12 protein-coding genes are annotated in these 13,957 nt (G+C 26.0%); 7 read left to right on the top strand and 5 right to left on the bottom strand.

The genetic code is table 11. The features are described 5' to 3' along the window. Positions 1-97: 97 nt before the first annotated feature. Genes BBIDN127_RS02745 through BBIDN127_RS02735 form a run of 3 tightly spaced genes read right to left on the bottom strand, consistent with a single transcriptional unit; the run spans position 98 to position 3,276 of the window. On the bottom strand, positions 98-967 hold the full coding sequence (locus tag BBIDN127_RS02745) for an FAD binding domain-containing protein (RefSeq protein ID WP_014023772.1): 870 nt from the start codon (positions 965-967) through the stop codon (positions 98-100). Further along, positions 960-1,427, bottom strand: coding sequence for a hypothetical protein (locus tag BBIDN127_RS02740; RefSeq protein WP_044054962.1), 468 nt, complete (start codon positions 1,425-1,427; stop codon positions 960-962). Before BBIDN127_RS02740 ends, BBIDN127_RS02745 begins: the two co-directional genes overlap by 8 nt. Then, positions 1,414-3,276, bottom strand: coding sequence for a hypothetical protein (locus tag BBIDN127_RS02735; RefSeq protein WP_014023770.1), 1,863 nt, complete (start codon positions 3,274-3,276; stop codon positions 1,414-1,416). Before BBIDN127_RS02735 ends, BBIDN127_RS02740 begins: the two co-directional genes overlap by 14 nt. 280 nt (positions 3,277-3,556) lie before the next feature. Here BBIDN127_RS02735 and BBIDN127_RS02730 point away from each other — a divergent pair, with 280 nt between their 5' ends. Continuing rightward, a complete protein-coding gene (locus BBIDN127_RS02730; RefSeq protein ID WP_014023769.1) occupies positions 3,557-5,041 on the top strand; it encodes a coiled-coil domain-containing protein in 1,485 nt (494 codons plus the stop codon). 19 nt (positions 5,042-5,060) lie between these two features. On the opposite strand, the gene ligA is transcribed toward BBIDN127_RS02730, so the two are convergent. Beyond that, positions 5,061-7,043, bottom strand: a complete 1,983-nt coding sequence (gene ligA / locus BBIDN127_RS02725; protein WP_014023768.1) for an NAD-dependent DNA ligase LigA — start codon at positions 7,041-7,043, stop codon at positions 5,061-5,063. A gap of 240 nt (positions 7,044-7,283) precedes the next feature. On the opposite strand from ligA, the gene BBIDN127_RS02720 reads away from it, so the two are divergent. From BBIDN127_RS02720 to BBIDN127_RS02695, 6 genes are read left to right on the top strand one after another with little or no spacing between them, the layout of a single operon-like run. After that, entirely contained in the window at positions 7,284-7,664 is a 381-nt protein-coding gene (locus tag BBIDN127_RS02720) for a response regulator (RefSeq protein WP_014023767.1), read from the top strand. A gap of 8 nt (positions 7,665-7,672) precedes the next feature. Beyond that, positions 7,673-8,092: a flagellar export chaperone FliS gene (locus tag BBIDN127_RS02715; protein WP_014023766.1), complete on the top strand. Its 420-nt coding sequence runs from the start codon at positions 7,673-7,675 to the stop codon at positions 8,090-8,092. After that, positions 8,082-8,480: a hypothetical protein gene (locus BBIDN127_RS02710; RefSeq protein WP_014023765.1), complete on the top strand. Its 399-nt coding sequence runs from the start codon at positions 8,082-8,084 to the stop codon at positions 8,478-8,480. The genes BBIDN127_RS02715 and BBIDN127_RS02710 overlap by 11 nt, the downstream gene beginning before the upstream one ends. Then, the gene (polA, locus tag BBIDN127_RS02705; protein WP_014023764.1) at positions 8,477-11,203 is read left to right on the top strand and encodes a DNA polymerase I; all 2,727 of its coding nucleotides are present in this window, start codon (positions 8,477-8,479) and stop codon (positions 11,201-11,203) included. The genes BBIDN127_RS02710 and polA overlap by 4 nt, the downstream gene beginning before the upstream one ends. Further along, positions 11,185-11,802, top strand: a complete 618-nt coding sequence (gene coaE, locus BBIDN127_RS02700) for a dephospho-CoA kinase (RefSeq protein ID WP_014023763.1) — start codon at positions 11,185-11,187, stop codon at positions 11,800-11,802. Before polA ends, coaE begins: the two co-directional genes overlap by 19 nt. After that, a complete protein-coding gene (locus tag BBIDN127_RS02695; RefSeq protein ID WP_014023762.1) occupies positions 11,786-12,607 on the top strand; it encodes an SPOR domain-containing protein in 822 nt (273 codons plus the stop codon). The genes coaE and BBIDN127_RS02695 overlap by 17 nt, the downstream gene beginning before the upstream one ends. Here BBIDN127_RS02695 and BBIDN127_RS02690 read toward each other — a convergent pair. Next, on the bottom strand, positions 12,590-13,954 hold the full coding sequence (locus BBIDN127_RS02690; protein WP_014023761.1) for an FGGY-family carbohydrate kinase: 1,365 nt from the start codon (positions 13,952-13,954) through the stop codon (positions 12,590-12,592). The two genes, BBIDN127_RS02695 and BBIDN127_RS02690, sit on opposite strands and share 18 nt — an antisense overlap. Between the last annotated feature and the right edge of the window lie 3 nt (positions 13,955-13,957).

The raw sequence follows: 13,957 nt of genomic DNA, 5'->3' as shown, positions 1-13,957 counted from the left end.
TAACTTTTTACATTATAATACATAAAAATAAATTATATATTCCCTTTATATAAGAAATATAGCATACTAAAGATAGTAATTAAACTTATTCAAATAATTAAAAATTGAAACTCATTAATATGTCTAAATAAAAATTCTTTATTAGTTTTAAATTTCTTTCTCCTATATTAAAATTTTTAAAATCTCTTATATTTTTATCCAACATTTTAAGAGAATTTTCTATCTCAGAAAATGAAAGCGGCAAAGATTTGTTTAAAAGCAAAACCTGAAAATCCTTTATGACTATCACCTTGTCATCATAAAATATTTTTAACAAAAAATCATTTATAATGTCTCTTTTTATGTTTAAAAGAATGCATATAAAAATAATATTCGCTTCTTCTAAAATATCAAAAGATAAGGTATTGAAAAATATTTTATGATAAAAACTTCTGTTCCATAAATTCATCATTGGAAATTTAAATTTAGTAACAAGAACAGTGTTTCGATTTGCAATATACTCAGCTCTATTTAAATTATAAGCACTAAAAACATAAGTTTTTTTGGTTAAAATATTTTTAAACTCAATTTGGGCATCAAGGCTTAACAGTAAAGGATAAATATCAAAAACGGTGTTTTTATAATAAAACCCATTTGCAAGGTTAATGCTATTTAAATATATTTTATCATTAAATTTTGAAATAAATTCATAAAACAAACTTGGAATATTTTTCTTACCAATCTGAAGTATCTCATTGTAAGTAACACACGGCCCCATCTCAAGAAAATTACCCCTTAAAGACACCTTATTAAATTTTTCAAAATTACCAACAATAAAAAAATTATCAACCGGCGTTTCTCTGTTAAACAAACTGGGATTTTTTTTAAAATCTAGCTCATTATAAATGATATAATTATTTAAATTTTTGTTAAATAAATTAGATAGTATATTAAAACTTTCAGGGTAATAAACCTTAACATTAGCCATTTTTTCTATACAATTCTTCAGCTTTCAAATAAAGAGATAAAAAAGTATTAACATCCATACAATTACATTTTAACGAATTTCTATAGCCTAAAATATCTGATTTGCTTACAATCTCGTTTTCTAAAAAATAATAAAACAGCAAAACATTAGATTCAAAACAATTGCTACAAAAATTAAAATCGTCTTCTAATAAAATCTTTTGCATATGCTTATAAAAACTTTTTTTTTTAAGTCCTTCAAGGGTAACTATACTCCGACCATTTAAAATAAAAGCAGGAATTAAATCTGAATAAACAAGTTTGAAATCCAATAAAATTAAAAAAAATCTGTTATTAACAATGTATTCCAAACTATCACTCTTGGCAAAAAAAATAGAATCCAAAAGATTTCTAGTCCCCAAAGAAAGACTGATCTTTTTTGAAATGCTCTCTCCATTTAAATTGAAATTAATTAATGTCAATTTTTATGCTCCAACTATTTAAAATTTCTTCAAAATCAAGAGGGGTGCTGCTTGCATTAAAATCAAATACTTGAATCAAAGCAGTCCGAATTGCAGAAACAGAAACAATAAAAACACTTCTAAAAGAAAAAACAAACTCACCATCTTCAACAAACTCTAAGCTTAAACAATCTTTAATATCACAACTTACATTAGCACGACAAAATACATAATCAACCGCTAACCCAAATATTGTACGAATCCTTTTGTTATTTAACTTAAGCTTGGAAAATTTGCCTTGCTCTACAAAAAAAGTTGCATTACTAAAAACAGCACTAAGAGAATAAAATTCAAATTTAAGTTCAACAGAACACCCAAGCACACAATCATTAATATCACTAATAGCTATTTTTTCTTTAACAATAACAGGATATTCATTTGCAAAATCTGCATCCATTAAAGAAGAAAAATTGTCTTTAATACTTAAAATTGCTTTTTCAATCAAATAAGGATCTTTAAAAAGAAGATTATAAAAATTAGCAGAATTTAATACGCTCTCGTCTATCAAAAAGTTTATACTGCTATAGGTCAAGCCCAATGTTTTAGCCAAACTATTTTTCAAATAGTTGCTTAAATTGTTGTCAATAATGCTGTAGGGCAAAAACACATTTAATTCATCTTTATACAAGAAAGCAACAACATATTGATCTTCATTTAAAAAATAAGTGTTTGAATTCAAATAAGCAAAACCAACTCCCCTTCGACTAGTATCAAAAATATTATAATCCTTATTAACACTTAAAACAGAAGATTTCTTTATTAAAGAATTTTTTATATCTAGTTTTTTAAAAATTTTAAAAAAACTACTATAATCACCTTTAATCTGAGTAAGCAAATAACCTATTGGTTCACAAGAGATCGACAAAGCAAGATTATAAAAATTGGAATAAATAAAATTATAAACAGAAGTCTCAAATGCCAAAAGATTGTCATAAAAAAAAATGAAATCACTTTTATTCTCAACAAAAAAAATTTCTAAAAACCCATCAAAAAACAAATTTTTGAAAACATTATTAATAAATTTAAAATAAAATTTATATAAAAAATTTAAAGGTCTATTTATTATAATTTCTAAAACAATCTTTGAAAGCTTATTATCTGCCAACAAACAATTAGAAACTGAAAAAGTTAAATTTAAATTGTCTAAAATTCCAAAATGTCTTTTGTAGTAAACAACATTAACCCTTTTATTAATCTTTTTTGAAATTACAATGCCTTGTAAAATTGCATTAAAAGAAATAGGAAAAATAGAGCTAGACCAATAATTATTAAGAGAATTGATTTTTATTTTGTCTTTACTTACGCCAAAATTTTCACTAATAAAAAATTTTAAAAAAGAAATATTGTCTACATTAGCATCAATAATTAAATTTTCAGAATCAAAAAATATTTTAACTAAAATAAAGTCGTCTGAAACACTATTGTAATCACTAAATTCATAACAAGCATTCAAAACATTGCAAGTTTGAGATTCTTTCTTTGTAAATCCAGAAGAATAACTATTACTCACATCACCAACTCTTAGATTAAAAAGAACACTTTTTTCCGCTTTTAGCAAATAATCCAAATTGCATGAATATAAAACCAAAGGAATTTGACCCTTAAAGCTTATTTTATTATCAAAAAGCTTTAAATTAAATTCATTAGAATCAACAAAATCTCTAAACTTTAAAGTTATATTATCTTTATAACTGATGCTAAAAATTGAACTTACATGTTCATCTACAAAACTGAAATCTTCAATAAAAGAATCTTTAACATTGCAGCAAACTGGCAAAGCCCAAAATTCATGCACATCCACATTTGTCAAACTAGCAAACCCCACTAAACAAAAAAATTAAATTAGTAAAAACCTAACATTGCATAAATAAAAAAGGATTAAAAAATAAAATTTCAGAAACAGCTGATCTTACCAACATATGTAACAAGCTTAAAAGCAACTTAATAAAAAATTCAATTAAACCTAATTTGAAATCAGCACTATTTGTCAATAAAAATAGCTCCGGCGTTTATTTATCACTTTTGATATATAAACAAATTATGCTAACATTATAAATTATAGATGTTTTCTAAATAAAAACAAGGACCTTATGAATAAAACAAAAAATCGAAGCTTTAAATATTTTTTAATACTTTTATGTATACCATTATTTGGAGCTAATAATACAATAAGCTACTCTAGCATTGAAATTCCCTTAGAAGACTTAAGTGAAGAATTTAAAAGTGCTGAGAACAAAAGTGATCAAATAAATACCTCAAAACATTTAAACAAAAACATAGTTTCTTATAAAGACCCTAAAAAGGGTAAAGATCTGAAATTGCCAGAAAACATAAGAAATAAAAACCTGCCCAAAAAAAGAATGGACGAAAATGATCTAAAATCTGTAATTGAAAATTATGAAAATAAGATTAAAAATATAGAAAAGCTTTTAAAAACCAAAAATCAAAAAGCATCGGAAAATGAAAAAATAGAATCAATCGAAAAAAAGGCAAAAAAATATGAAATTTTAACCAATAAATTAAAAAACGAAATAGAAGAAATAAAAAAGCTCCTTAGCAAAAACACTAAACCCAAAAAAAATGAAAATTACGAAAAAATAAATATTGAAAACATTGAAGAAGAAGCCGATGATGATTTTGAAGAAAATTATGAATATAATGATGAAATCGAAGAAGCAAATGAAGACAATTACCCTTCTAATGAAGGAATAATAAACAATCTAAAAGAAAATCTTAATGAGAACGAAAAATATTATGCTATTAATGAAAAAAAAATCGAAGAACTTGAAGACAGAATCAACGATAATGAAAATACTATTTTGGACTTACAAAGAGAATTAAGAAATTTTAAAAAAAAAGATAACTCAGATAAAAACTTAGAAGAAATTGAGGAAAACTTATCTTCAATAGGAAGAATAATCAATGATCTAAAAAGAAAAATCAGCGCAAATGAAGCAATAAACAAAGAAAATCAAAAAAAAATAAGAACTGATAAACACAAATTCAAAGAATTAGAAGATAAAATAAAAGAGAATGAAGAGACTATTTTAAAACTTCAAAAAGAATTAAACAATTTTAAAAAAAAAGAAATTTTTCAAAAACCTTTAAGCGAAGAAACTTTCATTCCAAGTATTACAAACAAAAATGATGACTTAGAAGAAAATAAGAAATTAGAAAAGGAATATTTAAAGCCCACAGAAAAAAATGAAAGCCAAGATCTAGAAGAAAATACTAAAAGCACCTCAAAAACAACTATGATCAAAACAGCAGATTTTCAAATCTACCCCGACATATATCTTAATAACTATAAATTTAAAGAAAAAGGAGATCAATTTGCATTTAAAAAAGACAACACATACTATATTGAAATAAATCCAACTACTAATTTAAATGAAGCTTTAAAAAATCATGAAATAATCTCAAAATATAAATTTGAAAAATATTTCATTAACCCTGCTCTAAAAAATAAAGAAGAATTTTTTAGAAACTTAATAGAAGTCAAAAATATCCACGAACTAGGAATTATGTATAAAAATCTAAAGCCTGAATTTAAGCAAATAAAAATAATTAAATAAAAACAAACACTTTATCCAATTAATCTAAATAACTTTTTATGTCTTTAAAAGACATAATTTTTATATTTAAACTCAAAGCTTTTTTAAGCTTCGATCCGGCTTTTTCTCCTACAATAAGAAAATCTAAACTCTTAGTCACGCAAGTGTTAAAAATTGCTCCTTTATTTTTTAACTTGTCAATAACAATAGACCTGGAATAACCATTAAAAGTTCCAGTAATGCAAAACTTTTTACCAACTAATAACTTATTCTCATCATCAATCGTAATAAACTCTTCCATTTTAAATTTCAAGTTTTCAAAAAATTTAAACTTATTAAGCATTATCGAATCATTAAAAGCTCTAATAATATTTAAAGCAATTTTTTCCCCTATGCCTTTAATTTTCAACAATGTTGAAAAAGCAAAATCTTTATCTTGACAAAGCTTAAAAAGTTTTGAAAACGAATTTAAATTATTAAGAAATAACAACCTTATTGTGTTTTCTCCTAAATCTTTAATTCCCATGCTAAGAAGTAATTTGCTAAATGGCTTTTTTTTGCTAGATTCAATTGAATTTATCAAATTATTTATCTTTCTATCCTTAAACCCTTTAAATTCAAGAAGTTTATAAAAATCAAATGTATAAAGATCAATTTCTGAAGAAATAAATTTTTTCTCAAAAAGAAAAGAAATTATCTTGTCGGAAAACCCCTCAATATCCATACAATTTTTACTACAAAAATATTTTATTCTCTCGACTGCTACTGAGGGACAATTATTATTTGTACAAAAAAAATGTGCCCCCTCTTTTACTACAACAGTTTTACAAGATGGACAATTATCAGGAACTTTGAAAAATCCTGTTGAAAATTTATTTATCACCATTTCAACAGCAGGAATTACATCTCCTCTTCTTGAAACTTTAACAACATCACCAACATTCAAACCAATAGATGTTATATAATCTTGATTATGTAATGTTGCGCTAGTAATAAAAGCCCCCGAAACAAAAACTTTATCAATATTTGCAACAGGAGTAATTTTACCACTACGTCCAACCTGAACAACAATGCTATTTACCCTACTAACACCAGAAAGCGCTTCAAATTTGTAAGCCATTGCCCATTTAGGATGATGCGCAGTATACCCCAATCTTTCTCTTAAAGCAAAATCACTAACCTTAAGAACAACGCCATCTATTTCATATTCAAAAGAATCTCTTTTTTTTGCTATATCTGCTATATAATCTAAAACTTCGCCAATTGAACTTTTTTGATCAAAAAACCTAATCAAAGGATTTACTTTAAACCCCAATTTCTTAAGTCTTTCAGTAGCTAAATCATTGGTTTTAAACTTCAATCCAGCATTTAAAAAATCATAAATGAAAATATTTAAAGGAAAATTAGCAACTTCTCTACTATCAACCCTTCTAAGTATTCCCGAAGCCAAATTTCTAGAATTAGTATAAGGCTTTTCTAAAAATTTATTTATTTCTAAAAAATTTTCTTTAGTAATATAAACCTCACCCCTTAATACTAAATCAACCTTTTCATCAAGAAATAAAGGAATATACCTAATAGTTCTAATGTTTTTAGTAACGTCATTACCAAATTTTCCATTACCCCTGGTAAGAGCTTTTTCAAGAATCCCATCTTTATAATAAAGAACAATAGAACATCCATCAATCTTTGGCTCAACAGAAATATTAAAAAAATTATTAAAATCAATCTTATCTATCCATGATTTCAGCAAATTAAGATCATAAACCTTATCAAGACTTAATATAGGAGCAGAATGTTCAACCTCTTTAAAATCATTTAAAAGATCACTGCCAAATTTAAGAGTAGGAGAATCTAAGGTCTTATATTCGGGGTACTTACTTTCTAGCTCTTTAAGCCTTAAAATATGCTTATCATACACAAAATCTTCAACACTAGGCAAAGAGTCAACATAATACTCTTTATCCCACTTTCTAATCAACTTCTTAAGGTTTGCAATTTCTTGCTGTACTTTGCTGCTCATAGGGTAAAATTTAACATATCCTTTATTATTTTATCAAACAATTCTAATAAGCAAAAACCGACCACCTTACTATACAAACCATAAAATATCTCTCAAAATACATATTATTTTACTTAACATATTATTTTACTTATGTTCAAATTAAAATAATCTTTAAAGAAAAATATCAATCAAAAAGACAATATTATAAAAATGTGAATTATATTTTAATATGTTAAAATAGATAAAAGGAGTGCTAGTTTGGAAGAAAGCAAAAAAGCTTTAATAGCTGATGATTCGCTTTTTATGAGAAAAAACCTAATAAAAATCTTAAGTCAATTGGGATTTAAAGAATTTTTAGAAGCCGAAGATGGCATTCAGGCTGTTAAAGAATTTGAAAAACAAAGCAATATTGATTTAATAACACTCGATATAACAATGATGGGAATGGATGGAATCACAGCTCTTGAGAGAATGTATGAAATTAATAAAAAATTGCTTAAAAAGGTTAATATATTAATGGTTACAGCTATTGGAAAGCAAGAATTAATACAAAAAGCTTTATCTCTTGGGGCTAGAGGATATATTACAAAACCTTTTAAAAAAGACCAAATAATAGAACAAATTAAACTTTTGGATTAGAGGAAATTTTGATAGCAAAAGAAAAAATATATAAACAAACACAAATAAACACATCAAATCCCCTCTCAATATTGATAATGCTTTATGAGAAAGCAATACAGGATTTAAACGTTGCAAAAGAGCTTATAAAAGATGGAAATTGGAAAAATGCAGTTAAAGCCAATGAAAAAATCTTTCATGCACAAGAAATCATTACTGAATTAATGTCAACTTTAAATTTTGAACAAGGTGGAAACATCTCTACAAACCTACTCTCAATATATTTATTTCTAAATAAAGAGCTAGAAAATGTTCTTTTAAAAAAAGAAATACATAAAATTGACAATGTTATAAAACAATTGCAAATATTAAACTTTACCTGGAAAGAGTTAAGAAAAAAAGAAAATACTGTTACTCACAACAAATTAGGAATCAATATTGTCGGCTAATGAAATTTTAAAGAAATATTTTAGCAATTTGTTATTAGAATTAAAAGAATTGAAATTAATACTAACAATAGAAAGCAATGAATTGCAAAGAGAAGAAATAAGAATATTAAATATAACCAATCCTAAAAAAGATTTGATCTTAGAATCAATCAAAAATTATTATAAAACAATAAATGCATGGTTGAAATCTAAAAACCAAAAATTGGATAATTTCGAATACTTAATAAAAGAAATTAATCTACTAAAAGAAGAAATATACATTAAATATCAAATTTGTTGTGAAATCTTACAACAAATTGCAAATACAAAAAGAAAAATTCCAAAAATTAAAAAACATCAAAACCTTGCAGCAAACAATTTCCCCATAATGTTAGATATTAAAATATGAAAGAACTTTACCTAATTGACGCACTAAACATAATATTTAGAAATTATCACGTAATGAAAAATTATCCACTTTTAAACACACAAGGAGAAAATGTAAACGCATTTATTGGCTTTTTTAAAACATTATTTTTTATAATAAAAGAAAAAACCCCTGAACATTTGATTATTACCTTTGACTCAGAGGTGCCAACCTTTAGAAAACAAAAATATCCAAGCTACAAAGCAACAAGAGATGCACCTCCAGATGATTTAATACCTCAAATCGGATGGATAAAAGAGGGCCTTTTAAAGGCAAAAATACCAATCTTTGAAATTGAGGGATACGAAGCTGACGATCTTTTAGCTAGTTTTGCTAAAAAGGCTGCAAATAATAACTATTTAACTTACATTATTTCTCCTGATAAAGACTTACTGCAAACAATGTCAGATTACATAAAAATACTTAAAATTGAAAACAACAGCTTTATTGAAATGGATAATGATTACGTAATAAAAAAATTTGGAGTAAATAGCTTCCAAATAAAAGATTATTTGGCTATTGTTGGAGACAGATCTGATAATATCCCCGGAATAAAAGGTATTGGACCAAAAGGAGCAGCAAATTTATTAAGGGAATTTAAAACCTTAGAGGGAATATATTCAAATTTAGAACTAATAAATAAAAATCACCGAGAACTTTTAATCAAAGAAAAAGAAAATGCCTTTTTAAGCTACGAACTTGTAAGCCTTGAAGAAAATTTAAAAATTCCAGAAATTGAAAATTTCGCCTTAAAAAATTTTAGTGAAGAGTTAATACCTTTGTTTGAAAAGCATTCAGCAATTGCTCTAATAAAAACTTATAAAAAAGATATCCTAAAACAAGAAAAAGAAAATGCCGACCAAAAAAGCCTATTTAAACAAGAACCTATTACTAACAGCTTAGATGACATAAATACAATTGACACAGAAAATGTTAAATACCGCGCAATAACAACAAAAATAGAGATTGACGATTTAATAGAAAACCTTAAAAAGGCTAAATACATATCAATAGACACAGAAACATCCTCGCTTGACACTTACACAGCAAAATTAATTGGAATTTCCATTTCATTTAAAGAATTTGAAGGTTACTATATTCCAATCGAAGCCAAAGGAAAAACTTACATAGAAAAAAATTATATAATACAAAAATTTGACAATCTCTTTAAGTCAAATCCAAAAATAATTGGTCAAAATTATAAATTTGACTATAAAATACTTAAAAATAATGGATTTAGCCCCATACCACCTTATTTTGATACAATGATTGCCGCATACCTTATCGACACAAACTCAAAAGTATCACTTGATTTTCTTGCAGAAAAATATTTAATGCACAAAAATATTAAATATCAAGATGTGATTCAAAAAAATGATAACTTCGCAAATATATCTTTAGAAATGGCAACAAGCTATTCATCTGAAGATGCTGACATCACATTTAGATTATTTAATATATTTACCAAAAAATTAAAAGAAGACAAACTCGACAATTTAATGCACGAAATAGAAATGCCTTTTAACAAGGTAATTATAGAAATGGAAGAAAATGGCATTTACCTTGATAAAGAATATTTAAAAGGCTATGGAAAAGAACTTGGAAAAGAATTAGAACTAATCGAAAAAGAAATAATAAAAAGCATAGGAATTGATTTTAATCTAAATTCTCCAAAACAAATGCATGAAATTTTATTTGAAAAATTAAATCTAAAATTACCAGAAAAAATGAAAAAAGACTCAACTGATATAAAAGTGCTTGAATCTCTTAGAGGACAGCATGAATCAATTGAAAATCTAATAAAATACAGACAACTTGCAAAATTGAAGAGCACTTACACAGATAATTTGATAGAACTAATAAACTATAAAACAAACAGACTACACACAAGCTTCATACAAACAAAAACAGCAACCGGTAGAATCACAAGTATAAACCCCAACTTGCAAAACATACCAATAAAAGACGAAAAAGGGCGAAAAATAAGAAAAGCATTTAAACCAGAAAATGGAAATATTTTTATTTCAGCTGATTATTCTCAAATTGAACTTGCTATACTTGCTCACTTATCACAAGATGAGGCCCTTATTAAAGCATTTGAAAGCAATAAAGACATTCATACAGAAACTGCTTCTAAGCTTTTCAAAATAGAGGAAAAAGAAATTACTCCCAACTTGAGAAGAATAGCAAAATCTATTAATTTTGGAATAATTTATAGAATGTCAGATTTTAGACTTGCAAAAGAACTAGGAATTACAAAAGAAGAGGCAAAGGGATTTATAAACTCTTACTTTGACTCTTATCCAAAAATCAAAGAATTTATAATAAATCAAATAAACTTCGTGAGAAATGCTGGATATAGCGAAACCATCTTAAAAAGAAGAAGATATATAAAAGAAATTAATAGCAATAATTATCTAGAAAGATCTGCCGCTGAAAGAATAGCAATAAACAGCACAATTCAAGGAAGTGCAGCCGACATCATGAAAATTGCAATGGTCAAAGTATTTAATGAATTTAAACGTAACAAAATGGAATCAAAAATATTGCTACAAGTACACGATGAAATGCTCATCGAATCTCCTATTGAAGAAGAAAATGAGGTGAAGAAAATCTTAAAAATTATGATGGAAACTGCTTACACATTAAATCTGCCTTTAAAAGCAAATATTGAAACGGGTAAATCGTGGGGAGAAATCCATTAATAATTGGAGTGACAGGAAAAATTGCGTCTGGCAAAGACACTGCTTCAAAAATAATTAGCAATAAATATGGATTTTACGAAATAAATGCAGACAAGCTTGGGCATTCAGTATTACATGAGAAAAAAAAAGAAATAGTTGAAATATTTGGTCAAAAAATATTAAATACTAAAAATGGAATAGACAAACTCTTACTAAGAAATCTTGTATTTAATGACAATAAAGAATTAAAAAAACTTGAAAGCATATCCCACCCAATCATAATCAGTAAAATAAAAAAAATCCTAATCCAAAATCAATCTACAAAAATAATAATTAATGCTGCTTTACTTTTTAAAATAAATTTAGAAAAACTTTGCGACTATATAATTGTGCTTAAGACAAAGAATTCTATAATAAAAAACAGATTATCATATTCTATGCCAAACATTGACTCAAGTATAATCAATAAAATACTCAAAATCCAAAAAGATATTTTTTTTAAAAAAAATATTATAAACTTAAAAATAATCAATATAATTAATAACAAGAATTATGCATATCTAGAAAAAGAAATTGAAAAAAAAATGCAGGAGATAATTAACTATGAAAGATTTGAATGAAAACAATGATAATAATAAAGGATTTTTTGTAGCATTAACCTCGATTGCAACAGTTTGTATCATAATATTTCTTGGGACAATTATTTTCTTTCCAAACAAAAATTTGGCCTCAGACATTACAGAAAAAAATATTGTTTTAGAAGAAGATAAAGATCAAAACACCTTAGAAAACGTTGACCAAAATGAAAAATCTTTAAAGGTATCTGAAACTCAAAATGAAATAATCATAGATTTAACACAAGATTTAAATAAAGAAAAAAAACCTACAAACAAAAACCAAATACCTAATACTTCTCAAAAATCAAAAACTATTGAAAAATCTCAACCCACAACAACTCAAAAAATACCCAATGCTTCTCAGAAATCAAAAATTATTGAAAAATCTCAACCCACAACAACTCAAAAAATACCTAATGCTTCTCAGAAATCAAAAACTATTGAAAAATCTCAACCCACAACAACTCAAAAAATACCTAATGCTTCTCAGAAATCAAAAATTATTGAAAAATCTCAACCCCCCATAGCCCAAAAAACTTTAAATATTGATAACATATATGATCCTAATACAGAATATTACATACAATTTGTATCACTCTCAGATCCAATCAATGCAGACAACTATATTCAAAAATTACTCAAATATAATATAGTTGCTAAAATATATTCTGCAACAGTAGATAATAAAGATATTTACAGAGTAAGATCTGGTCCTTATAAAACAAAATCAGAAGCAAAAGCAGACTTTAAAAAAATAGCGGGAATAGGCGAATTTAAAGAAACTTATATATTACCCGTTAACAAATAGACTATAATTATTAATATATTTTTGATATTTTTCTAAATATTCTTCATGAACCTCAATAACAGGCGAAACAACATGCTTAATCTTTGTAAGCTTTAAAAAAGAATCATTTAAGCTGCTAAATTCTCTTAAAGAATAGAATGCTTGAATCGCTCCCCCAATAATCTCTGAATGCTTAAAATCAAAAATCTTTAAATCTTTGCCAAGAATATTTGCTTTTATTTGATTTAAAAGCAAATTATCAGAATTAGATCCACTAACAAAAATACTCAAAATTTCTTTCTTACGGTCTTTTAGCTCTACCAATCTATTATAAAAAGCAAAACATACAAATTCAAGCATTGATAAACCAATCTCCAGCGGATTTTTAATACTACCAAAAATTCCTTTGCTTAAATCTTTGCAAAGACAAGGATCTAAAATAACCAAATCATTAAAAAGTTTAATTTTGCTTGGATAAAAGTATACATTATTTAAAGTGGCACTTTTAACAATCTTTTTTAAGAGAAACTCAAAAGTTAAGCTTTTCTTATAAAAACTGTCTTTTAACAATTGAATCAAATATCCAAAAGGAACAATTCTCCCAATAATAAAAAATCCTTCTAAAAAATAAGGATATTCTAGAGAAAATTCTGGTAAATATGTGCTTGAAACAAAATTAAAACCCTCGCTTGTACCCATTCTATTTGACACAATTCCTTCCTCAAAAGCACCGCTTCCCACCAAAACATTCAAATAATCTGCTCCAGCATTAATTACACTAATTCCGCTATTTAGCCCAAATTCAATTCCTGCTTTATAAGTTACAACACCAACATTTTCTCCCATTTTTATGAACGGAGGAAATTTGTTCTTATCAAGCCCATATTTTTTTATCTCTATATCATCCCAAATAAAAGGAATATACTCTATACTTGGAAAGCTTGTAAAAAGCTTTCCTGTAAGCAAATAAATAAAATACTCAAAACAAGAAACAAAATAGCTTATTTTAGAATACGTTCCTCTTTCAACCGTACTAAGTACGTAGGGCAAAAATACAGATTTTCCCTTAAAATAAGGCTTAATTTTAAAAGAATTCCAATGCAAAACTTCTAAAGGAATTAAATTTGAATTTAAAGCAATCAAACATGGTGAAATACCACTAACAGAAATGCAATCTATTTTATTAGGCTGAAAATTGGATATGGCTTTCTTAAAAGAAAAAAGCCATATATTAAAGTCAAAATTTTCGAAATCAACCTCAAAATAATCTGAATAACTAATATCAATATAACTTAAAACTCCACTTTCAGAACTAACTAACGCTGCCTTTAAAACACTGGTACCAATATCAATACTAAGAGCATTCATAAA

It is taken from the genome of Borreliella bissettiae DN127, from assembly GCF_000222305.1.
Classification (GTDB): Bacteria; Spirochaetota; Spirochaetia; order Borreliales; family Borreliaceae; genus Borreliella; species Borreliella carolinensis.
This window is presented reverse-complemented; position numbering and strand designations above follow the sequence as displayed.

What these genes read in the sequence shown, in the direction of transcription:
- BBIDN127_RS02745 (WP_014023772.1), bottom strand. Translation starts at nt 967, where the DNA reads ATGGCTAATGTTAAGGTTTATTACCCTGAAAGTTTTAATATACTATCT.
- BBIDN127_RS02730 (WP_014023769.1), top strand. Translation starts at nt 3,557, where the DNA reads ATGAATAAAACAAAAAATCGAAGCTTTAAATATTTTTTAATACTTTTA.
- ligA (WP_014023768.1), bottom strand. Translation starts at nt 7,043, where the DNA reads ATGAGCAGCAAAGTACAGCAAGAAATTGCAAACCTTAAGAAGTTGATT.
- polA (WP_014023764.1), top strand. Translation starts at nt 8,477, where the DNA reads ATGAAAGAACTTTACCTAATTGACGCACTAAACATAATATTTAGAAAT.
- BBIDN127_RS02695 (WP_014023762.1), top strand. Translation starts at nt 11,786, where the DNA reads ATGAAAGATTTGAATGAAAACAATGATAATAATAAAGGATTTTTTGTA.
- BBIDN127_RS02690 (WP_014023761.1), bottom strand. Translation starts at nt 13,954, where the DNA reads ATGAATGCTCTTAGTATTGATATTGGTACCAGTGTTTTAAAGGCAGCG.